At 70.8% G+C, this 21,147-nt stretch carries 20 protein-coding genes; 11 read left to right on the top strand and 9 right to left on the bottom strand.

Annotation, left to right across the window (positions count from 1 at the left end; translation table 11 throughout):
• Nucleotides 1–72 precede the first annotated feature (72 nt).
• Genes AB0K25_RS00780 through AB0K25_RS00765 form a run of 4 tightly spaced genes read right to left on the bottom strand, consistent with a single transcriptional unit; the run spans nt 73 to nt 4,126 of the window.
• Nucleotides 73–1,860, bottom strand: coding sequence for a DUF87 domain-containing protein (locus AB0K25_RS00780; protein ID WP_363817537.1), 1,788 nt, complete (start codon nt 1,858–1,860; stop codon nt 73–75).
• Nucleotides 1,857–2,786: a PrgI family protein gene (locus AB0K25_RS00775; RefSeq protein WP_363818232.1), complete on the bottom strand. Its 930-nt coding sequence runs from the start codon at nt 2,784–2,786 to the stop codon at nt 1,857–1,859. Before AB0K25_RS00775 ends, AB0K25_RS00780 begins: the two co-directional genes overlap by 4 nt.
• Before the next feature lie 38 nt (nt 2,787–2,824).
• A complete protein-coding gene (locus AB0K25_RS00770; RefSeq protein WP_363817534.1) occupies nt 2,825–3,739 on the bottom strand; it encodes a conjugal transfer protein TrbL family protein in 915 nt (304 codons plus the stop codon).
• A gap of 6 nt (nt 3,740–3,745) precedes the next feature.
• A complete protein-coding gene (locus AB0K25_RS00765; RefSeq protein ID WP_363817531.1) occupies nt 3,746–4,126 on the bottom strand; it encodes a pilin in 381 nt (126 codons plus the stop codon).
• Between the two features lie 716 nt (nt 4,127–4,842).
• Between AB0K25_RS00765 and AB0K25_RS00760 the strand changes: the two genes are divergently transcribed.
• Nucleotides 4,843–5,736, top strand: coding sequence for a hypothetical protein (locus tag AB0K25_RS00760; protein WP_363817529.1), 894 nt, complete (start codon nt 4,843–4,845; stop codon nt 5,734–5,736).
• A 191-nt stretch (nt 5,737–5,927) separates the two neighbouring features.
• Here AB0K25_RS00760 and AB0K25_RS00755 read toward each other — a convergent pair whose 3' ends face one another.
• Nucleotides 5,928–6,806, bottom strand: coding sequence for a hypothetical protein (locus AB0K25_RS00755; RefSeq protein ID WP_363817526.1), 879 nt, complete (start codon nt 6,804–6,806; stop codon nt 5,928–5,930).
• Between the two features lie 1,042 nt (nt 6,807–7,848).
• Here AB0K25_RS00755 and AB0K25_RS00750 point away from each other — a divergent pair.
• A complete protein-coding gene (locus AB0K25_RS00750; protein WP_363817523.1) occupies nt 7,849–8,310 on the top strand; it encodes a tetratricopeptide repeat protein in 462 nt (153 codons plus the stop codon).
• 44 nt (nt 8,311–8,354) lie between these two features.
• Here AB0K25_RS00750 and AB0K25_RS00745 read toward each other — a convergent pair whose 3' ends face one another.
• The 4 genes from AB0K25_RS00745 to AB0K25_RS00730 form a co-directional block, all read right to left on the bottom strand.
• Nucleotides 8,355–9,125: a TniQ family protein gene (locus tag AB0K25_RS00745; RefSeq protein WP_363817521.1), complete on the bottom strand. Its 771-nt coding sequence runs from the start codon at nt 9,123–9,125 to the stop codon at nt 8,355–8,357.
• Entirely contained in the window at nt 9,122–10,156 is a 1,035-nt protein-coding gene (locus AB0K25_RS00740; RefSeq protein ID WP_363817518.1) for an ATP-binding protein, read from the bottom strand. The genes AB0K25_RS00745 and AB0K25_RS00740 overlap by 4 nt, the downstream gene beginning before the upstream one ends.
• Entirely contained in the window at nt 10,150–12,153 is a 2,004-nt protein-coding gene (locus AB0K25_RS00735) for an integrase (protein ID WP_363817515.1), read from the bottom strand. Before AB0K25_RS00735 ends, AB0K25_RS00740 begins: the two co-directional genes overlap by 7 nt.
• A 65-nt stretch (nt 12,154–12,218) precedes the next feature.
• Nucleotides 12,219–12,938: a TnsA-like heteromeric transposase endonuclease subunit gene (locus tag AB0K25_RS00730; RefSeq protein WP_363817512.1), complete on the bottom strand. Its 720-nt coding sequence runs from the start codon at nt 12,936–12,938 to the stop codon at nt 12,219–12,221.
• Between the two features lie 311 nt (nt 12,939–13,249).
• Between AB0K25_RS00730 and AB0K25_RS00725 the strand changes: the two genes are divergently transcribed.
• From AB0K25_RS00725 to AB0K25_RS00685, 9 genes are all read left to right on the top strand, one after another.
• Nucleotides 13,250–14,185: a hypothetical protein gene (locus tag AB0K25_RS00725; protein ID WP_363817509.1), complete on the top strand. Its 936-nt coding sequence runs from the start codon at nt 13,250–13,252 to the stop codon at nt 14,183–14,185.
• Nucleotides 14,169–15,164 carry a DNA methyltransferase gene (locus AB0K25_RS00720; protein ID WP_363817507.1) on the top strand — a complete coding sequence of 332 codons (996 nt, stop codon included), beginning with the start codon at nt 14,169–14,171 and terminating at the stop codon, nt 15,162–15,164. Before AB0K25_RS00725 ends, AB0K25_RS00720 begins: the two co-directional genes overlap by 17 nt.
• Nucleotides 15,161–16,027 carry a hypothetical protein gene (locus AB0K25_RS00715; RefSeq protein ID WP_363817504.1) on the top strand — a complete coding sequence of 289 codons (867 nt, stop codon included), beginning with the start codon at nt 15,161–15,163 and terminating at the stop codon, nt 16,025–16,027. The genes AB0K25_RS00720 and AB0K25_RS00715 overlap by 4 nt, the downstream gene beginning before the upstream one ends.
• Nucleotides 16,024–16,575 (top strand): DNA (cytosine-5-)-methyltransferase, encoded by a 552-nt coding sequence (dcm, locus tag AB0K25_RS00710; RefSeq protein ID WP_363817501.1) that lies wholly within the window; start codon nt 16,024–16,026, stop codon nt 16,573–16,575. Before AB0K25_RS00715 ends, dcm begins: the two co-directional genes overlap by 4 nt.
• Complete coding sequence (locus AB0K25_RS00705) at nt 16,553–17,452, top strand: hypothetical protein (RefSeq protein ID WP_363817498.1); 900 nt, start codon at nt 16,553–16,555, stop codon at nt 17,450–17,452. The genes dcm and AB0K25_RS00705 overlap by 23 nt, the downstream gene beginning before the upstream one ends.
• Entirely contained in the window at nt 17,449–18,609 is a 1,161-nt protein-coding gene (locus tag AB0K25_RS00700) for a site-specific DNA-methyltransferase (RefSeq protein ID WP_363817495.1), read from the top strand. The genes AB0K25_RS00705 and AB0K25_RS00700 overlap by 4 nt, the downstream gene beginning before the upstream one ends.
• A complete protein-coding gene (locus AB0K25_RS00695; protein ID WP_363817492.1) occupies nt 18,606–19,064 on the top strand; it encodes an XF1762 family protein in 459 nt (152 codons plus the stop codon). Before AB0K25_RS00700 ends, AB0K25_RS00695 begins: the two co-directional genes overlap by 4 nt.
• Before the next feature lie 90 nt (nt 19,065–19,154).
• Entirely contained in the window at nt 19,155–19,421 is a 267-nt protein-coding gene (locus AB0K25_RS00690) for a helix-turn-helix domain-containing protein (RefSeq protein ID WP_363817489.1), read from the top strand.
• Nucleotides 19,422–19,512: 91 nt separating this feature from the next.
• Nucleotides 19,513–20,979, top strand: a complete 1,467-nt coding sequence (locus tag AB0K25_RS00685; RefSeq protein WP_363817487.1) for a tyrosine-type recombinase/integrase — start codon at nt 19,513–19,515, stop codon at nt 20,977–20,979.
• Nucleotides 20,980–21,147: the final 168 nt, after the last annotated feature.

The following is a 21,147-nucleotide window of genomic DNA, read 5'->3' as shown; positions in this document are numbered from 1 at the left end:
CCGGCCCGAACGTGGGGCTGGGCACCGGTGGCGGCGACGCGAGCACGGATCGCAGGGCGTCGAGGGGTGGTGTCACAGGTCGTCCTCCTCGTCGCCCTCGGCCAGATCGGCCGGGTTCGTGGTGCACAGCGCATGCTCCGCATCGGAGGAGATCGACTCGAAGCTTGTCCTGTTCACCCCGGAGATCAACAGGCCGTGGCCGCGGCGGGCCGAGAGCAGCAGGCGTCGTTCGCCGCCGGTGAGCCCGAACGCTTCCCCGACGGCGTCGATGGCCTGTGGGGCCTGCCGTAGCAGCACCTGGGTGGCGGCGTTGGACACCACGGCCTGGCCGAGTTCGGTGCCGAGTACGTCGGCGGCGTCCTGGGTGACGACAGTCAGCCCGGCGTTGCGTTTGCGGGCCGCCTTGGACATGCGGAACAGGAAGCGGGCGCCTTCGCCGTCGCGCATCAGCAGCCATGCCTCGTCGACGACGACGAGCCGGCGCTGCGACGGGCGTCGCGGTGCGTCGACCGTGCGCCAGATCGAGTCCAGGGCGAGGAGGGTGCCGACGGTGCGCAGCTCATCGGGTAGATGCCGAAGCGACCACACGACCAAGTGCCCGACCGGCACCTGGGTGGTGGGGCCGTTGAACAGGTCGGCGAAGCTGCCCTGCACCCATGGCGCGAGCCGGGCTGCCAGCGTCGCGGCGGCCGGGTCGTCGTCGGTACGCAGCGTCTGCACGAGGTCCCGTAGCAGCGGCGCCGGCCGGTGGTGGGTGGCGGGGTCTGTGGTGATGCCCGCCTGCCGGTAGACGGCGAGGATGGCCCGGTCCAGGGCGGCCCGTTCCGCCGGTGGCGGCTGGTGGCCGAGTAGGACGCTGATGAGGGTGTGGAGGAACAGGCCGCGGCGGGTCAGGGTGTCGGGGCGGCGGTCGCCGTCGGGCAGGTCGAGGGGGTTGATCTTCACGCCGGGCAGGCCCAACCGGACGACGCTGCCGCCGACGGCGTCGGCCAGCCGTAGGTACTCGTCCTCGGGGTCCACGACGGCGATCTGCACATCGTGGTAGAGGTTGCGCAGGATCTCCAGTTTCACGAAGTACGACTTCCCCGCCCCTGATCGGGCCAGGACGATCGAGTTGTGGTTCTCCTGCGCCCACCGGTCCCACCAGACGATCCCGGCGCTGGCCGGGTTGACCCCGTACAGGACCCCGCCGGTGGTGGGTGGGTCGCCGGGCAGCGGTGCGGGCAGGTCCGGGCTGGCCAGCGGGAACGCGGCGGCCAAAGCGGCGGTGTCCATCGTGCGGAGCATCCGCAGCCCGTCGGTGGCCAGGGGCAGGGTGGTGGTCCAGCCGGCCAGTTGCCGCCAGGTCGCCGGCTGCACGTCCAGGAGGGTCGACGCGGCGGCGGCCCGGACCTGCGCGCACGCCTGTGCCAGTTCGGCCTCGGAGCGGGCGTGCACCGTCAGGTAGAGGCCGACCCGGAACAGTTTCGCCGCGCCGCGGGCGAGTCGTTCGGCCAGGTCACCGGCGTCCTCGGCGGCGGCGTCGACGTAGGGGTCGGCCAGCCTGCCCCGGTCGGAGTCCGCCCGACGAGATGACTCCAGGCGGGCCCGTTGGGTGCGTAGGCGGGCAGCGGCGATCGGTGCTGGCAGCGGTTCGATGTGCAGGGCGAGGTCGAGGCGGCCCGGCCAGGACAGCAGCGGTTCCAGCCACGCGCCGCCGACCTCGGCCGGGTAGCCGGTCACCACGAGGGTGGCCGCGTATCCGTCGCCGACGCGCAGCCACCGTGGGGTGACCTCGACCGTGGCCGGCGCGACCGCCGACGCCAACGAGGCCGGCCGCGGCTGCGCACCGCCTCCCGTGATTCCTCTCTTCCTGATCATGAGGTCTTCCTCTTCGTGCGGGCAGGGGCGGGGGTGGTGGTGATGACGGCGTCGGGTGCGGCCAGTCCGCCCGGGCGCGGTGGCCGGTAGGGGTCGGCGGCGGATGCCAGAGCGGCGGTGACCGCCGGTCCGTCCAGCACCCGTGGGCTGACGCCGAGGCCGGACAGCGTCCGTGCCGTGTCGTCGGCGCGACGCAGGCCAGCGTGAGGGCTGTGCTCGCCGGCCGCCGTGCGGTGGACGATCAGGACCTGTCGGCGCAGCGGGTCTCGTCGGGTAGCGAGGTCGGTGAGGAACGTGGCGTGGTCGGCGCACGCTGCCCGCAGCTGGGGGTGCGGTTGGGCGTCTGCGGCGGCGGCGAGGGCACGGCCGTGGGAGGCCAGGTCAACCGGTTGGGCGGACACGACGATCTGCGTGGACGTCGACAGGCTGTTGAGCCACCTGCCCCAGCCGTCGATCAGGGCCGCCTGCTCGGTGGGGGTGCGTAGGGCGAGGTTCACCGTGGTGGTGCCGACGATCGCCGCCCTGCCTGCGCCGAGGCTGATCTCCCCGTCGTCGTCGATGGCGTCGGCGGGCAGCCGCAACGGCGCCGGCAGCGGCACTCGTCCGTTCTTGGGTGTGTCGACCCAGTCCGGCGGCCCGGTGTCCGCGGTGACGGTGGTGTTGGACAGCGAGCGGGGGGTGCGGGTGTGGCGGATGGCGTGCAGCAGCCACACGTCCATGGGCAGGCCGTCGCGGCGGCCGAGCGCCAGGCCGGTGACGAGCCCGCCGAGCACCACACCCGCGCCGAGGAGGATCGGTGCCGGCACGACATCGTGCAGGGTGCGCCACGCGGTGTAGAAGAGCAGGGTGCCGGCGGCGACGATCGCCAGTTGGTGGAACGTCAGGCCGTAGGCGACCTTGTCGGGGGCGTCGACGTCGGCGGGCATCCGCGCCCGGGTCAGGTCACTGTCGGGGTCGGGTCGGGTCATCGGATGGTCCTTCGGAGGGTGTTGAGGCCGGGGACGGCGCGGGTGAGTTGCTGGACCACGACGACGCGGACGACCGCGCCGAGCATGTTCGCGGTGCCGCGTCCGCTCTGCCCCGCCCAGCGGGCCATGAGGGTGGGGATCTTGATGGTGGTCCAGAGCAGGACCACGACGACCAGGAGGTTCAGGGTGCCGCCGGGGTCGGCGGGCAGGCCGAACACCGGCAGCATGGCCGCCGGGTCGAGGAGGGTCTGTTCGCCCGCGGTGAGGAAGAACGCTTGGGCGACGGGTATCGCGAGGCATCCGGTGTAGGAGCGCCACCACAGGCGGGCGAACGGGTCGGTCTGTGGCAGGGCGTGGCAGGCCAGCGCCAGCGGCGCGACGGCCGTCATCACCAGTAGCGCCACGAACCGGCCGATCACCTGGAACGCGGTCGTCACGACCAGTACGGCGATGATGAGGACCAGGATCAGGAACAACAGCGGGACCATGTGGTTCTGTGCCGCCGTGAGGTGCGTCCGGATCGCGGTGAACGCCCCCGTGTCGTCGGGGCCGCCCTCGCTGACCGCCCCGGTCAGGGCGTTGGCCAGGTCGATGAGTTGGGCGCAGGCGAGTTGGGAGAAGTGGGCGGCGGTGAACCCGACGACCAGCCGGGGGAGGAGGTCCTTGATCGTGTATCGGGACTGTTCGCCGCCGCCGGCGACCATGATGAGCACGCCGGCGGCGACGAACGCGAGGACGAAGACGGTGTCGACGATCCAGACCGACCGGCCGGTGAGGGCCTGCACCTGCGGTAGCGCGGTGACCTTCGGGGTGTGGAGCAGGATGCTGGTGATCAGGTCGAAGATCGCGGTGAGGCAGGCCAGGATCGCGGTGGTGAGCCAGTCGAGGGCCTGGTCGAGGAACCATCCCATGACGTCTCAGCCGCCGACGATGCCCTGGATGATCTGCAGCAGGATCGGCGCGAGGACCGCCAAGCCGTAGCCGATCAGCGCGTTGCGTAGGGCGAGTTTGGCCTTTTCCACCTGGGACGGGTCACCACCGGCGGTGGCCCAGTAGACACCGGCCAGGACGAGGAAGAGGGTGGCGATCGCGGCGAGGATCCCCATGATCCAGGCCTGCAGATTGGCGATCACCACCGGCAGCGAGTTCGCCGCCACGTGAACGGCGCCACCGGGGTCGGCGTACGCGGCGGCCGGGATGGTCAGGGACAGGCCGACGGCGGCCAGCGGCACAACCGCCCGCAACGCGACACGACTGGCCCGGTGGGTTGCACGGATGTGATGTGGGGTGCGGGACATGGTGGTTCACCTCCCGCCGCGCCCTTCGGGGCGCGGCGATTGCTCGAAACGGTCCAAAGGGCCGCCGCCGGGCGCAGGTGAAGGAACCGACGACACCGCGAGCCCCGGGAGGAGCTCGTCCTCCCTTAGGGGTGGGTTGCGGTCATCAATGTGGTGTCAGCGCATCAACGTGGCGCGGCACCCGAGGCACGCGGATCGCGGCTCCTCGTGTCACCCGGCGGCGGACGGGACCACCGAGCAGCAGTACCGCTCGGAAAAGTCCCGCACCCCCAAACCGGGTCTTGTGAGCCGTGGCGAACACTTGCCGCGCTCACAGCACGCTCACCAGTGGACGGCAGCGTGCTAGGGGCTGAGGTGGTCGAGAAGCCAGGCGGTGACTGCTCGGGCGATACCGGAAGCGACACCGGCGGTCACCACCGAAACGATCCTGGCCCGCAGGCGGCGAGTGTGGTCGCTGTCGGCGTCCGGGAACGCGTCGTGTCGGCAGGTGCGCGGCGAGGGGGGCATGTCGGAGGGCATGTCACCAGGAGGCTCCTGCGAGCACCCGTCCAGCAAGATCATCGACCGTCGTAGGACAACGGTGCCGTCCGGCGGTCCCCCGGGCACCGCCGGACAGCAGACCGTCCGGGGTGTGTCCGGTGGGACGCTCGGTCAGGTGCCGGACACCCCGGCCGCCGTCGATACTCGCCGCATCGAATCTCGTCGGGGAGGAACACATGTCCGACCGCAGCATGGCGACGGAGCTTTCGTTGGTGCAGACGGTGGAGGGGCTGGCACGGTGCATCCGTCACCTCCTGTCCCACTGCGGGAACCTGTCCCTGCGGGAGCTGGAGTCGTGGGGGATCGCGCACAACCGGCCGATGCCGCGGACGTCCCTCGGTGACGCGCGCTCCGGGGCCCGGCCGCCCAGCCGCCAACTCCTGCTCAACCTCCTCGCCGCCTGCGAGGTGCGCGACGACCGGGAGGTCTCCGCGTGGCTTGACGCGCTCGACCGCGTCCACAAGTCGAAGTCGCTCCAGACCCGCCAACGGCTTCTTCGTGACCTGACGCAGCCCGTGTCCGCCTACCGGTTCTTCGCCGAACTGGATGACGTCACCGAGATCTCCCATCTGATCCAGCAGGCTGAGGACGAGGTGTGGCTGTGGGGGACGACCCTGGCGCTGCTCATTCCCTATATCGATACCTACCTCGGTCAGGCGCTGGACCGCGACGTCCGGGTCAAGGTCCTCCTGATCAATCCCGGCGGGGCGGCGATGTCCATGCTGGCCTTTCGGGCCGGGCCCACGTGGGGCCGGCAGAGACTGGAGGAGCGACTGTCCATCAACCTCAGGATGCTCGAAGGGCGACTCGCGCAGGGCAACGGCCTGGAGGTGCGCCTGGTCGACTATCTGCCCCCGTACACGCTCTACGCCTACGACCCCGGTCTGAACGACGGTTCGATGGAGCTTCGCCTCGGCTCCGTCGGTGGCCGCCACGAGCTACGCCCCACCTTCCGGCTGATCCGCAAACGGGACGGTGAGTGGTTCGACTACTTCTACGAGCAGTTCACCAGCGTCTGGAACGCCGCCGAACCATACCGGAGTGGTCAACTGCCGGACGTCCCCCAATAGAGCCGGCGCCTGTCGGATGGAGCGGACCTTCCGGTTGCTCGTACGTGCCGCCTGCCAGGTCCGGTCGACAGCAATCCGACCCTGGCCCTGCTGGACTGCGGCATTTGTCCGCCGACGTACCGCAGGACGACGCATGCCGACATGGTGGTGGCCCGACGCGACGCGTCGGGCCACCAACCAGTGGTATGCGTTCAGGCAGCCGCCGTGACCGGCGCCGTGGTGGTGTCGCGGCGGGCGGCCGCGGCCCGCCCGGCCCGCCGCTGGCCGCGTCGCTGCGCGTGCGCGAGTAGGCGCGCCAGAGTCTGCGGCGACGCGACCCCGGTCAGCAGCCCGTCGGCGAGGGCCTCGGCGATGCGGCCGTCAATGCGCGACAACCGCATCCGCAACGCGTCGACGCTGATGCCGGCCGTGGCGGCGATGGGTTCGATCGCCCGGTGCCCGAGCCGCACGTCGATGTAGGCCTGCTCGTCTTCCGGGTCGAGGATCCCGAGGGTCACCGCACGGCGGACCAGCAGATCGGGGTGGCCGTAGGGCGTCTTCGGGGCCCGGGGTCCCGCGGCGGCGTGTTCGATGTCCTCCACCAGCAGGTACTCCTGCCGTTGCAGGCGCAGGTCCCGCCCGGCCCGCCACGCCGCCCGGCACAGACCCGCGTACGGCGCGGGTTTGGTCAGGTCGGCCCGGTCGCGTAGCGCGGTCAGGAAACCGGTCAGGATCTCGGCGTCCACGTCCGCCGGGTCACCGTCGTAGCCCTCGCAGAGCCGGGCCGCGTACTGCCGCAGCGCCGGCAGCGCCATGCCGACCGCGGCGACGACCCAGTGCGGCCCGTCGAGCCGGGCGCGGCGGATCAGCTCCCGCCACACCTCGTCACGCGCTGTGTAGGCACGGGGGTGGCGCAGCAGCCAGTCCCGCAGCGCCGGCAGCGGCATCACCCGCCGCGGGAGACCCGCGTCGGGGCCGAACGCCGCACCGTCGAGCACCAGCGGCGCGGGTTCGCACGTCAGCGCGGCGAAGGCGGTCGCCGCCGCGTCAAGGGCGGAGGTGGGCCAGTCCGTAGCGTCGGACACGCTCATGTCAATACTCCTGTGACAGTGAAGGGATGCGATGACCGCCGCCGGTGTCATCGCGGCGAGCGGTGGCACCGATTCCGCCACACGAGCCTCACAAGCCTCTGACAGAGCTGCTCAGACCTCCGATCGCCACCCGTCCGCCGGCTTCTGTCAGGACCACCCCTACCGCCTTCCATCGAATGTGATCGTTGGAATCGGATCTGACAAAGGCGGGTTGACCTGCCCTGTGACAGGCTGACAGAGTCCACCGGGCAGGCTCGCGGCGGCACTGTCACCGGCCCGCCCACGGTCCCGTGACACGACGCCGACGACACTCACAGCGCTCGCGGACGGGAGCCTGTGACAGGCCGGCCCGCTCACACACTGCTGTCACCGGTCGCTGCCGGCCGGCCGTGCCAGCTCGCCGGACGCACCTGCGTCAGCGGCAGAAGCTCTGCCACCGTTGACACGACCAACCTGTGGCAGTGCCGCCGCAGCGGTGAAACCGGGCTGCCCCGGTGACACTCACACCACTCTCACAGTGCTGGTCAACGCGGTGATCCACGCCGATCCTATGGCGTCCCCACGGGCCGAGGCCGGCATCCCTGCCCGTTCTGTCAGTGACGCTCGGTAAGTGGCAGAAGGGGTGGAGTTCAGGGTCGCTCGGCGGCTTCCGCTGGTCGTCGCCATGGCGGACGGGCCGGAGAAAGCTATCCGAACCGGGACTGTCCGTTCTCAGTTGAGGTGATCCGGGATCAGCGCGCTGAGCTGGGGGGATCAGTTCGATTGAGAAAGCTGGTGGTTGAGTTTTCTCAACTGATCTGATCCGCGTCGGCGTTAGGTGCTGGTTTTCTCAGTTGACCTGCTCCGGAGAGCGCTATGGCGGCGGATCTTCTCCACGATGGAGTTGCGCGTTATCGACGGCGGCGCGGGCGACCACGGGACGGTTCCCATCGGGTCTGGGACGCGACAGGCGAACCTGCGGTGGCGTCGGGGTCCTGCTGATGGTCTTGAGGCAAGTACGATTCATGCCGTCGTCGCCAGATGAGCCGTGCAGGAGCAGCTGATGATCACTGATGAGACGCTCACGCGTATCAACCAAGGGGTGCAGTTGCATCATCATCAGGGTCAGCGCGAAGCTGCTCGCGGTTTGTTCGCGCAGATCTGGGATGAGATCGGCGGTGAGCAGGGTGATCCCTTGCATGTGTGCGTCCTCGCGCACTCGATGGCCGATGTGCAGGACGACGTCCATCAGGAGTTGATCTGGGATCAGCGAGCGCTGGCGGCGGCTGACTTGCTCACCGATGACCGGGTTGCGCAGGCTGGGGTGCCGATGTCGGTGGCTGGTTTGTATCCGTCGTTGCATCTCAATCTGGGCGAGTGCTACCGCAAGTTAGGCGATCTCGGCCGTGCCCGTGAGTGCCTCCAACGCGCGCAGGCGGGGATCGGCGCGCTTGGTGATGACGACTACGCGCAGCTGATCAAGGGCGGCCTGGACCGGCTGGCGCAGCAGTTGGCGTCCAAGTAGGCGCGTTTCCGATGGGGTCAGCCGGTGGCTGATTGTCGGTCTTCTCAGTCGATCCGTCCCGTGTTCCCGTTGTCGGCTGGGTCTTTCACGCTTCTTTTCCGGGGGATGCCTTGGTTGCGGATCTTGCCGGTGATGTAGTGGCAGACGGAGCCGTAGGACAGTTCGGCGTCGTGTTCGTCGACGAGGCGTTCCCAGATCGCCCAGCGGGAGAGGGGCGGTTTCTGGGCGAGGAGGTCGTCGATGATGTGGGCGTAGGGGTCGTAGACGCGGTTGCCTCGGGGTGGTGCTCGCCTGAAGGCCATCGGGTTCGGGTCGGTGGTGAGGGCGAGCAGGACGGTGTCGGCCCGGACCCTGAACTTGCGGGTGATGGCGCGCATCGACGGGTTGATCTTCGCTTCGTGGCGGATGGCGTCGAGAAGTTCGCGGGCGCCTTGCTGGCCGCGTCGTTTGATCAGGTTGGCGATGCTGCGCGGCCGGCGCGGAGGGCTGTCGGGTCCGGGCTGGCGTGGTATGGGCAGCTCGGGTTCGGGGTGCAGGCGGTGGGGGCGGGGCTCGGTTTGCAGGGCGGTGAAGTGGCGGGTCAGGGCGTCGACGGTGCGGTTGGTGAGCACGGCCAGGCGTGCGGCGCGTACTGATCCTTGGTGGCCGGGTGGGGCGCAGAGGTAGCGGCGTAGGTAGCTGGGTCGTAGGTGGTTGGCGTGGGCGAGGCGGCGGACGTAGGAGTTCAGGGTCTCGCCGCGGTGTGGGCGGGGTATGACCGGCAGTGGCTGCGGCCGGTCGGCCAGGACATCGCTGCTGGTGTCGGGGTTGGTCATCGTCGGGTCCTGCGGGTGGTCTCGGCGGCGATGTCGACGGCGATGCTGTCGAGGCTGGCGCGGGTGATGGCTTCGGTGGTGTCGATGACGGCTTGGATGGCGGCGCTGCGGATCAGCCGTAGGAGGCTGCCGATCATGCCGGCGGTGCGGTGGTGCAGGTAGCGGTCGAGGTCGGCCAGGGTGCCGGGGGTGTGGTGGTGCAGCCGCAGGCTGGTCTCGACGGCGCTGACCAGGGCGGTCCAGTCGGGTCCGAGGGGGAACGCGCCGGTGGGAACCATGCCGAAGCGGCCGGCGATCTGCTCGCCTCGGGTGCCGGTGAGCAGGCCGTTGCGTTCGACGTTGATGCCGGCGTAGACGAACGTGGCGGGGATGCGTTCGGCGAAGTACTTGAGGGTGTCGGAGACCTCGGCGCCGTTGCGGGTGGTCAGGCTGATGTTGTGGATCTCGTCGACGACGATGAGGTTGGTGCGGGCGTCGAGGCAGACGCCGCAGACGGCTTCCATGACCTCGGTGATGTTGGATCTGCGCAGCAGCGGGATGCCGAGGAACCGGGCGAACTCGACGGCGATCATCCGGCCGGTGGCCGCCGGTGGGGCGGTGATGTAGACGACCGGGATGTCCCCGCCGTTGTGGGGGTGGCGTTGCCGGTGGATGACCTCGAGGGTCTTGGCCATTTGGATGATCGCGGTGGTCTTGCCGGTGCGGGCGGGGCCGGAGACGATCAGCCCGCAGCGTCCGGTTTCCGCGCGCCGGTTGAGGTAGGTCAACCGGCGGCCTTCAAGGATTACCCGGCGGATGGTGGCGGTGGCGATGACCACGAGCTGGGCGTGGTGGGTGAGCCGGGCCTCGTCGTAGGCCAGCCGCTGGCTGGCGGTGAGCGTGGCCAGTTGGTCATGGTCGAGCAGGTCGGGGACGTGCGGGGCGGTCTGCACGAACCGTCGCCATCCCCGCAGCGTGGTCAGCTGCAGGTGTTCGGCGTCGGTGTCGGGTTGGGTCGGCGGGGCGGCGGGGGCGTGGGCCGCGGTCACCATCGTTTGGTTGCCTCCAGGTAGGGGTCGAACACGCCCAGCGGGATGACCTCGGCCAGTGCTTGCCCGGTGTCGTCGTCGGGTGTGTCGGTGTGGGTGGGGCCGGTCTCGGGCTCCGGGGTGGCCTCCGGTGCGGGGCGTGGCCAGGTGGGTTGGGTGGTGGAGCGGGTGCGGGCGCGGACTCGCCGGTCCCGCTTGGACGTCGACGACGCCGCCTCGGGGCCGCAGTTGGCGCGTCGCAGCAGCGCCTGCACCGCCTCGGCGATTTCGGTTTCGGTCGCGTCGGGCAGCTTCGCGCGGACGTGATCCCAGGCCAGTTCCCCGAACGGCAGCCCGTCGCGGCGCAGGTGGGTCCAGAACACGGTGATCCAGCCGCCGGTGCCCGGGTCGCGTATCCAGATCCGGGAGACGTCGTAGGGGTCGTGGTGGACCTGCCACAGGTTGTTGTGGGTCGTGTTGCCCGAGGGCTGACGGCGCAGCGGGTTGAGTTGTTCGGCGTCGTAGGTGCGGTGCCGGTGCTTGATGCCGTAGGCGTTGATCGCCTTCCAGCAGGTCGGCAGCAGGGCGATGTAGTCCTCGCCGGACAACGCGACCGGCAGGTAGCCGGTCGACTCGACCAACGCGGCGTACTTCTCGTTCGGGGTGAACGTGCGTCCCGGCGTCGCCGGATCGCGTAGGCCGTCGTGGGGCCGGTTCTGCCAGGCCGCGACGATCCACTCGTCGAGCAGATCCTGCAGTTCCAGCATCGACCACAGCGCCTTGGCCTCCAGCCGGCGGCCCCGCCGTTCGGTGTTGGAACCGGCGTAGCCGGACACGAACTGGGCGAACAGCGTTCCGACCGCCGACATCAGCTTCTCGACGTGCGGTTTCTCCGCCGGCGAACCGGGGTGGGTGGGCTGGAAGTTGATCCCCAGGAAGGCGCAGGACGAGCGGAAGTTGCGTGACAGGAACACGCTGCCCTGGTCGACCACGATCGTCTCCGGGACGATAACCGGCCGGGCGGCGGCGTGTTCGAGTCGCTCGTCGATGCCGGCCAGCCGCCGGTGCGGCAACACCGACCTCGACATCGCCAAGGCCTGCGTCCAGCCCGGCCGCATCGGCTCCGGTGTCAGGGTCCGGGCCAGCAGGATGCTGGCGTCGACCGATTTCGTGCTCGGGCGCAGCACCGCCGCGGTCACCGTCCTGGTCGCGACGTCGATCACCCCGGTCAGCTCCACCCGCCCCGGCGTGCCGTCATCGAGCAGGACCAGCACGTCCAGCGGTGTGGAGTCCATCTCCATCAGCTCACCCGGGGCGAACACCCGAGGCCGGTGAAACGGCGCCGCCGGCGCTGCCGCCACCGAGCGGCGGGTGCGAGCCGAGCCCGTCGTGTGCAGGCCGACGGTCAGCTTGTCCAGCAGCCGATACGACGTCGCCTGCGACGGCATCGCCACCAGGCCGTGATGGCGCTCATCCAGGATCTGCCGCGCCCGCCACAACACAAAACCACCCGTGCGGGTCGAGTCGTCGGTGGCCTCGGCGACCGCCGCCCGCACCGCCTCCACAACCCGCTCATCCACACGGCCGAACCGCGACGGCTGCCGCAACATCCGCTGATCGACCAGCGCCGCGACCCCGCCGGCCTCGTAACGCTGCCGCTGCCGCTTCACCGTCGCCACGCTCACGGCATGCCCGGCCTCCCGCAGTTCGGCGGCCTTGGCCTTCTCCCGGCTGGTCACCGTCGTGACCGCCGGGTCGAAACCGGGCCGGGCCACCGCACCGGCAGGCGCGTCCGGCGCCAGACCGTGGATGACCTCCAACACGTGCCGTTCCCACCACAACGCCTGCTCCGCCACGTCCTGCGGCAGACGATCCAACGTCGCCGCGTTCATCGGCGCGGCGACGCTGCGCTGCCCGAGCACCGAGAAGTCCGGCTCCGACAGCAGATGCGCCAACCGGACCTCCTCGGTCTGTCCGGCCTCGTCGGTCAGCAGCACCAACGTCCCGGACCAACCCACCACCGTCCGCACGACACCTGCGGACCGCACCCGATCCCCCGCACGCAGCCGGGGCAGCCGCCGCCCGCTCACCACGGCGGTCTCGCCACGTGCACCACCGTCGCCGGGCCCACCAACGCACCAGCCAGATCCGCCGCCAGCACCTGCCGCCAGAGCAGGTGAAACAGCACCGGCAGCACCAACAGCCGATCACCGGCCCGCGCGGCGCCCTCGAACAACGGCGTGGGCTGGTCGAACACCTCCACCAGCCGGGCGGTGACGTCCTCACGCCGGCCGCACCGCGGATGCCGATACCGCGACAACCAGCGCACGTTCGCCGCGAACACCGACTCCACGGCACCAACCCTGCGGAACCGCCACCCCACCGCGGAGCAGGCCGCAGCCGTCACCGCGAACGCCTCCGCGTCACGAGCCTTGATCCGCCCGTCGGGGCGCACATCAATCACCAGCCCGGTGCCGTCGTCGACGCGGGCGAAGTAGTCCGGCAGATGACGGCGCACCCCGTCTCCCGCCGGCCAGGACAACCAGAACGGCTGCGAGGCGATCCCCACCACCGCCGGATCGAAGTCCAGCAGCATCACATGATCACGTTCCAGCCACGACTCGTAGCCCACATGCCCGACAACAGTCGACGACCACCACCGGCCCGGGAAGTTCCGCTGACCCTTGAACATCGCGAACGACCGCGCCGGCGCGACGTCCTCGAACCGCACCCCACCACAGCGCGTCAACGGCTCACAGCGCAGCTCACCGCCCTCACCGACGAACTCGACCCTGAAGTCGGCCACATCGATGACGCGCGCAGCGGTGACGGAATCCGAAGAGAATCTCACGAACCTGACAAACGAGCCGCAGCCCTGTGAGAAACCCCCTGGCGGTCACCCGCTCACAGGAAGCCAGAGCACCTTGACTGAGAAAACCTGCCCATCGGAGCAGAAACATTGAGAAACGAGCAGGTCAACTGAGAAAGGACAGGGACGGGCTGCCACGCGGTGCGACGTCTGTGAGCGGCGGTGAGCGCGGCGAGTGTTCGCCGGGGCTCACAAACCCCGGTTTGGGGGTGTCAGCGCTTCACGGCGCGGCGCGGAGCCGACAGCACATGAGCGAGCACACGCCGCACCAGCACACCCCGGCCGACCACATCGACCCGGCCGACCCCACACTCATCGACCTGATCGCCGGCGACCCGCCGGTGCCGATCACGGTCTGGCGCACGGCCCGCACCGACGCCGAGCACCACACCAGCCTGCCCGCGCGTCTGACCTACCGCCTCGTCGCCGCCTACAGTCGGCCCGGGGAAGCGGTCGTCGACTTCACCCGCGACCACGCCCTGACCGCGACCTGCGCGAAGGGCCACCGCCGGCACCACCGCGCCTGGTTCACCGACACCAGCTCCGGCCTGCTCATCGGCCCGGCCACCACGACCCTGCCGGCGGGCCCCGACACCAACCCGCTTCCCCCGGGCCTGCAGGACGACGGCGGAGACGACGACGCACCCGAGCTGGTCGAGTGGTTCGGCGACGACCTCACCGACCCCGACCTTCCCGGCCCCGACACCGACGTTCTCAAGCCGACGGGCGACGGCCCCTTGGACGCGACCACCAGCCTGGTGGTCGCGTCCTGGCCGCTGCACGAGACGGACACGACCGCCCAGGTCCGGCTCGCCTGGCTCCTCGCCGCCTGCGCGCGGCTGCTGCGCCCCGGCGGCTGTCTCGTCCTCGTCGTCGGCGTGCCCACCGGCACGCAGCCCACCCCCGAGGACTTCGGCCCTCTCGTAGCCGCCGCGTCCCGGGTCGGCCTGGGCTACCTGCAGCACATCGTCGCCGTCGAGGCCGACACCGACGGCGAGCAGTTCCTCTACCACGTCGTCACCGACGAGGAGCTGCTCACCCTCGCCCACGCCAACCCCGAGCAGTGGCAGGTCGCGCACCTACGGGTGCACGCCGACCTGCTGGTCTTCACCCCACGACAGCCCACGCCGGTGGCCGGGCAGCGGAGGCGTCGCGACCGCGACAGGGGTGAGCGCCGTGCCTGAGCCCACCACCGCCACGGGGCACCCCGACCCGCACGAGCCGGACACCTCCAGCCCTGCCACCCGCGGGGCCTACCAGGGGCGGCACCGCGAGTACGACGGCCGCCACCGCGCCGACCCCGACGGCCTGTCCGTCTGGACCACCGCACAGTCCACCGGACCCGTCCAACGACGCGGCCGGTACGTGCCGGAGTCGGTCAAGCACCCCGCGAGGATGCTCCCGGCGATCGCCGCCCACGCCATCACCGCCTACACCGAGCCCGGGGACCTGGTCCTGGACCCGATGTGCGGCATCGGCACCACCCTGGTCGAGGCCGTCCACGCCGGCCGCGACGCCTTCGGCATCGAGTACGAGCCGCAGTGGTCGAACATCGCCGACGCCAACATCCGCCACGCCCACGACCACGGCGCCACCGGACGCGCATCGGTCATCCGCGGCGACGCGACCCGACTGATGTCCCTCGTCCCGAAAGCCCTCACCGGGCAAGTGGCCCTCGTGGTCACCTCACCCCCGTACGGGCCCACGGTCCACGGCCTCGTCCGCCCCGGCGCGGACGGAGTCGTCAAGTACGACGACCGGTACAACGACGGCGAGGACAAGGGCAACCTCGCCTACCGCGACCTGACCGGCCTCACCGACGGATTCGCCCAGATCCTGGCCGGCTGCGCCACCCTCCTGCGCCCCGGCGGCATCGTCGTGGTCACCGCCCGGCCCTGGCGCAAACACACCGAGCTGATCGACCTGCCCAGCGCCGTCATCGCCGCAGGCCGACGTGCCGGCCTCGTCCCGACCGAACGGTGCGTGGCCCTCCTCGCCGCCGTCCGCGACGACCACCTCGTCGCCCGACCGTCGTTCTTCCAACTCCAACAGGTCCGCAAGGCCAGGGTCGCCGGGATGCCGATGCACCTCATCGCGCACGAAGACGTCCTGATCTTCACCAAGCGACCATCACCGCAGGACAGCGCCGGGGTGGTCGCGTGAGCGCACCCACCCACCGCTACCTGTCGCTGGGCGCGGGCGTGCAGAGCACCACACTCCTACTGCTCGCCGCCCAAGGCACGATCCCCGGTTTCGACGCGGCGATCTTCGCCGACACGTCCTGGGAGCCGACGGCGGTCTACCGCCACCTGGACCGTCTGACCGGCATCGCCCGGGCTGCCGGCATCGAGGTCGTGCGCGTCGGTACCGGAGACATCCGGGCCGACGCACTCGACCCGGCACACCGCTTCGCCTCCATGCCCCTGTTCACGCTCGGGCCGAACGGTGAACGGGGCATGGCCCGACGGCAATGCACCTCCGAATACAAGATCAAACCCATCAAGGCCGAGGTGCGGCGCCGGCTCGGCTACCCGCACCCGACACGGGTGCCAGCTGGGCTGCGGGCGCGGATGGCGATCGGGATCAGCGTGGACGAGATCGGCCGGGCCCGTGACTCGGACGTCGACTACATGCGCAACGTCTTCCCGTTGCTCGACCTGGGCTGGCGACGGACCGACTGTCTCCGCTTCCTGGCCGAGCAGGACCTCGGGGACACCCCGAAGTCGTCGTGCGTGGGATGCCCGTTCCACGACGACGGCTTCTGGGCCGACCTGCGGGCGAACAGCCCTGCGGAGTGGGCCGACGCGGTCGCCTTCGACCGGGCGATCCGCAACGGCTCCGCGAAGGCCAACGCCGACGGGCACCCACTACGCGGGCAGTTCTTCCTGCACCGAGCCCGGGTGCCGCTCGACGAGGTGGTGCTACGTCCACGTCCTCGGCCGGCGGATGCGCCTGGCTGTGGGCCGTGGGCCTGCCCGCACGACGCGACTGCACCCGCCGCCGCGGGGCGTGGGGAGGTGGCGTGAACGGTGAACCTGCCGCCGTACCACGGGTCGGGTCGGTCTGCACCGGCTACGGAGGACTCGACTTGGCCGTCGAGCTGGTGCTCGGCGGCCAGGTCGCCTGGTACGCCGAGACCGACCGACACGCCGCCACCGTCCTGGCCCATCACTGGCCCGGCATCCCGAACCTCGGCGACATCCGCACCGTCGACTGGGCCCAGGTCGAACCCGTCGACATCCTCACCGCCGGATTCCCCTGCCAGGACATCAGCAACGCCGGCAAACGCGCCGGCATCACCGGCGAGCACTCCAGCCTGTGGAGTGCCGTCGCCGACGCCGTTCGCGCGCTTCGACCGCCGCTGGTCTTCGTGGAGAACGTTGCCGCGCTCCTGCGCCGAGGATTCGACGTCGTCGAAGCCGACCTGGCCGCGATCGGGTACGACACGAGCTGGACGTGCCTACGCGCATCCGACGTCGGCGCCGCTCACCGCCGCGACCGCCTGTTCCTGCTGGCCACTCCCACCGAAGGACTGGCAGGGGGTGCGGACGTTGCCGACACCTTGCGCCCGTGACGGCAAGGGCCCCGGCCACCAGTACGGGCTACCGGACCTGGTCGAACCGACCGGCACCCGCCACCACCTGCTGCCGACACCAACCGCAGTGACATACGGGTCGAACAAGTCCCCCTCGGCCGGGGCGACCCGCCGGCCCAGCCTCGCCGGTATCGCCGGGCAACTGCTGCCCACCCCCATTGAGGGAGGCGGCACCGGCTACATGAGCGGCACCCACCGTGACACCTGGCGGCCGACCCTGGAATCGGCGGTCCGCGGCTACCGGCCGCAGCGCGGCGGCAAGCCGACGACTCCGCCGCTGCTGCCCACCCCGCGCGCCAGCGACACCGGCACCCCCGGCCGGCGCGCCGGAGCCGGATGGAGTCCACCGCTGTCACAGGTGCTGCTGCCGACCCCGAAGGCCACCGATGGCACCAAGGGCTGCCCAGGCCAACGCGGCTCACACGGGGACCTCACCCTGCCGTCGGCAGCGGTGCGGGTGCCGGCCCGGACCCTGCCCACCCCGCGCGCCTCCGACGCGCGGGGACCCGGCCGGCACGGCGACGGCGGCGCGGACCTGCGCACCACCGTCGCCGGACTCGGTCAGCCCGACGCCGATCGGTGGGGCGTCTACGCCGAGGCGGTAGCCCGGTGGGAGCTGCTGCTCGGCCGGCCGGTGCCGGAGCCGACCCAACCCGGGCGGCACGGCAAACCGGTGCTGGCGCCGCCGTTCGTGGAATGGCTCATGGGCCTCGACCAGCAGTGGATCACCGACCCGGGGTTCGCGTTGCCGCGTACCGGCGCGCTGCGGGTTCTCGGCAACGGCGTTGTCCCGCAACAGGCGGTCGTCGCGTTGCGGCTGCTGCTGTGCCCGCACCGGTGGGCGGTGCCGGCATGACCGACCCCACCTCGCTGGACGCTTACCGGTACCGGCAGGTCGGGCCGGTCGAGTTGTATCTCGGCGACGCCCGGCAGGTGCTCGCCGCGATGCACGACGGCAGTGTCGACGCCATCGTGACCAGCCCGCCGTTCTGGTCGCTGCGGGACTACGGCACCGGTGCGTGGCACGGCGGCACCCCCGCCTGCCCGCACCCGCTACCCGCGGGGCGACGCCGCGACGGCGCGGTGTGCCGCCGGTGTGGGGCGACGTGGGCAGACCCGCAGTACGGGCTGGAACCCACCGTCAATGAGTACGTCGACCGCCTGGTGCGCGTGTTCGACGAGGCGATGCGGGTGCTCAACCCCGCCGGGACGCTGTGGCTGAACCTCGGCGACAGCTACACCGGCGGTGCCCGTCGCGCCTACGACATCGCCGGCGGAATCACCGCAACGCCAGGGTGGTCCGCGCTGTTGCCGGCGAAGAACCTGATCGGCGTGCCCTGGCGGATCGCGTTCGCACTGCAGGCGCGCGGCTGGTGGCTGCGCAACGCGGTCATCTGGTCGAAGACCAACCCGATGCCCGAGTCCGTGACCGACCGGCTGAGCACCGGCTACGAGCTGCTGTACCTGCTTACCAGGTCCCATTCCTACTACTTCGACCTCGATCCGATCCGGATCCCGCTCGTCCGGCCGGAGGCCGCCGACGGGACCCGGATCATCGGCGGGGCACGCAAGGGCCGCACCGGCGGGATCGGCGCGACCGCCCGCCGCCGCAGCGCCACCGCGTACGGCGCCGGTAAGTACAGTGCCGAGGAGGTCCAGGTCGAGCCTCGGGCAGGGCGGGGCAACCTCGTCCCGCTCGGGTACGCCCACACCGCCGCCCATCCGAAGGGACGCAACCCGGGGGATGTGTGGCGGATCGCGACCCGCCCCTACCGGGGGTCGCACGTGGCCCCCTTTCCGATCGACCTGCCGCTACGGGCGATCGCGGCCGGCTGCCCACCCGGCGGCATCGTCTTGGACCCGTTCTCCGGCGCCGGGACGACCGGCCTCGCCGCGCTGCAGCTCGGCCGCCGCTACGTGGGGGTCGACATCAGTGCCACGTTTCACGACGAGGCGCGGACCCGGCTCGGCCCGTACCTGCCCGACGACCTGTCGAGCGAGGAGAGCGGGTGAGCCTACGGACGGTGCCGGTCACCTTCGCCGAGGCCTGCGGCTTCGTCGCAGACTGGCACCGCCATCATCGGCCGCCGCGGGGGCACAAATTCAGCGTCGGCGTGGCCCGCGACGACGTCCTGGTCGGCGTGGCCGTCGTCGGGCGTCCCGTCGCGCGCAGACTCGACGACGGGCTGACCCTCGAGGTCACCAGACTGGCCACGGACGGAACCCGCAACGCCTGCTCCCTGCTCTACGGAGCGGCGTGGAAAGCCGCCCGGGCGTTGGGCTACCGACGTCTGGTCACCTACACCCAAGACGGGGAGAGCGGGGCCAGCCTGCGGGCGGCCGGGTGGCGCGTGGTCGCCTCCCGGCCGGCGCAGCCGGGCTGGTCACGCCCGAGCCGCCCCCGCGTCGACCACGGCACCGCCGAGATCGGCCGGCGTCGGTGGGAGCCAACCGAACCAACCGGCTGACCACCACACCAACAAACCCCCACCATCCCGAGAGCCCGCCACCACCACGGTGGCGGGCTCTCACCCTCTTTGCGCGAAGGACCAAATCCCATGGACAGCAAGAAGGCCAGCACTCCCGCAGAGAATCCGCCGGTGTGGACCGTTGAGGGCATCCGGGCGCTCGGAGCGGTCACGGACGTCGCGACCGTCGGTGAGATCTTCGGCATGTCCCGCAGCAGCGCCTACGAGCTGGCGCGCCGCGACCGGCTGCCGGTGCCGGTGTTGCGGGTCGGATCCCGCTACCGGGTCTCCGTCGCCGCGATCCTGGCAGCTCTCGGCGTCTGTAGCGACCCATCGCCCCCACCACCGACGACTTGATCACCCGGCCGAAACGAGCGGTGATCACCACCCAACGGACACCCGACAATCCGATGCTCACCAGCGGGCGTCGGCGAGGAGCGAACTCGTCATGGCAGACGGATCCATCACCAAACGCTGCGGTTGCCGACACAACGGCCGACGCCTCGGCGCACAGTGCCCCAAACTCCGCCGCGGCAACGGCTGGAACCCCCACCACGGCACCTGGCGGTACCAACTCGAACTCCCCCTCGACGCCGGCCACGCACGGAGGCAGATGCGCCGCACCGGGTTCGACACCCGCGAGGCTGCCGCCGCCGAACGCGACCACGCCCGCGCGCTGCTCGACCTCGCCGGCCGCGACGAGATCCAACGCCGACGCATCGCCGACCTGCTGCAGGCGTGCAAACCCCACCAGCCGCTGCCGGACCGCGACCACGTCGCCCGCCGCATCCGCGCCGACGTGCCCGCCGACACCCGGCTCACCCTCGGCGAGTACCTCGCCGAATGGATCACCAACCGGGTCAGGCTCGCGCCCGCGACCCGGCGCAGCTACCAGGACCACATCACCAAGTACTGGACCCCGCATCTGGGGCAGGTGGCGCTGCAGGAACTCACCGCCGCGCACATCGAGTCGGTCTTCGCCACGATCGAGGCCCGCAACGACGAGATCCGCGCCGCGAAGGCCAGCCCCGTGAAAGAGATCCGCGACGCCGTCAAGGGAATCCGCACGGTCGGCGACGCCAGCCAGCAGCGGATCCTCGCGACCCTCCGCAAAGCGCTCAACGACGCCCGCCGTCTCTATCACCACAAGTTGGTGGACCACAATCCCGCCGAGTCGGTCGAGCTGGCCTCCGGCAGGCCGCCGAGACCCCGGCTGTGGACCGACGCGGCGGTCAACCGGTGGCGCCGCACGCGGCAGCGGCCCAGCCCGGTCATGGTCTGGACACCTGTCCAGGCGGGCCAGTTCCTCGACTTCGCCGAGGCCGAGGAGCCCGAGCTGTACGCCCTGTTCGACGTGGCGATCCACCGCGGCCCTCGACGAGGCGAGCTGTGCGGTTTACACGACTACGACGTCGACCTGGAGGCCGCGGCGATCACCATCACCGGGCAGCGCACCAGCGTCGGTTACCAGGTGATCGAGAAAGGGGTGAAGTCTGCGGCCGGGGACCGGATCGTCGACCTCGGCGACGAGACCGTCACAAGTCTGCGCCGGTACCTGTTCCGCCGGGCGGCGTGGAAGGTCGTCGCCGGCGACGCCTGGGCCGACAGCGACATCTTCTTCGTCCGCAAGCGCGACGGCCAACCGTGGCACCCGGAGACGGTCACCGGCCGCTTCGACCGGCTCGTCGAACGCAGCGGCCTCCCGCCAGTACGGTTCCACGACCTCAGGCACATCGCCGCGACCCTGATGCTCGCCGCCGGAGCCAGCATCAAGGAAATCCAGGACACCCTCGGCCACTCGTCCTACAAGATGACCGCCGACATCTACACCTCCGTCCTCGCCGAACTGAAGAAGACGACCGCCGAGGCCACGATCAAGCTCATCCCACGCAGAAACCGACCGAAGGCTGCGTAACGCCACGTGGGCCGCGCCATCGCTGGCCGGCACCTCGACCAATGCGGGGTCGTCGGCCAGCGATGGCGTCGAAACTTCCGACGTGGGTCCACCCGGGCTTCAGGCCACCGGGCACGCGGGCACCTGGGATGCCCGGCGAGACCTGCGCTGGTCGGTAGTGTCACCCCG

This window comes from Micromonospora sp. NPDC049257, from assembly GCF_040678915.1.
Taxonomy (GTDB): domain Bacteria; phylum Actinomycetota; class Actinomycetes; order Mycobacteriales; family Micromonosporaceae; genus Micromonospora; species Micromonospora antibiotica.
The sequence above is the reverse complement of the archived record's forward strand: the minus strand, read 5'-3'. Positions and strand labels throughout refer to the sequence as shown.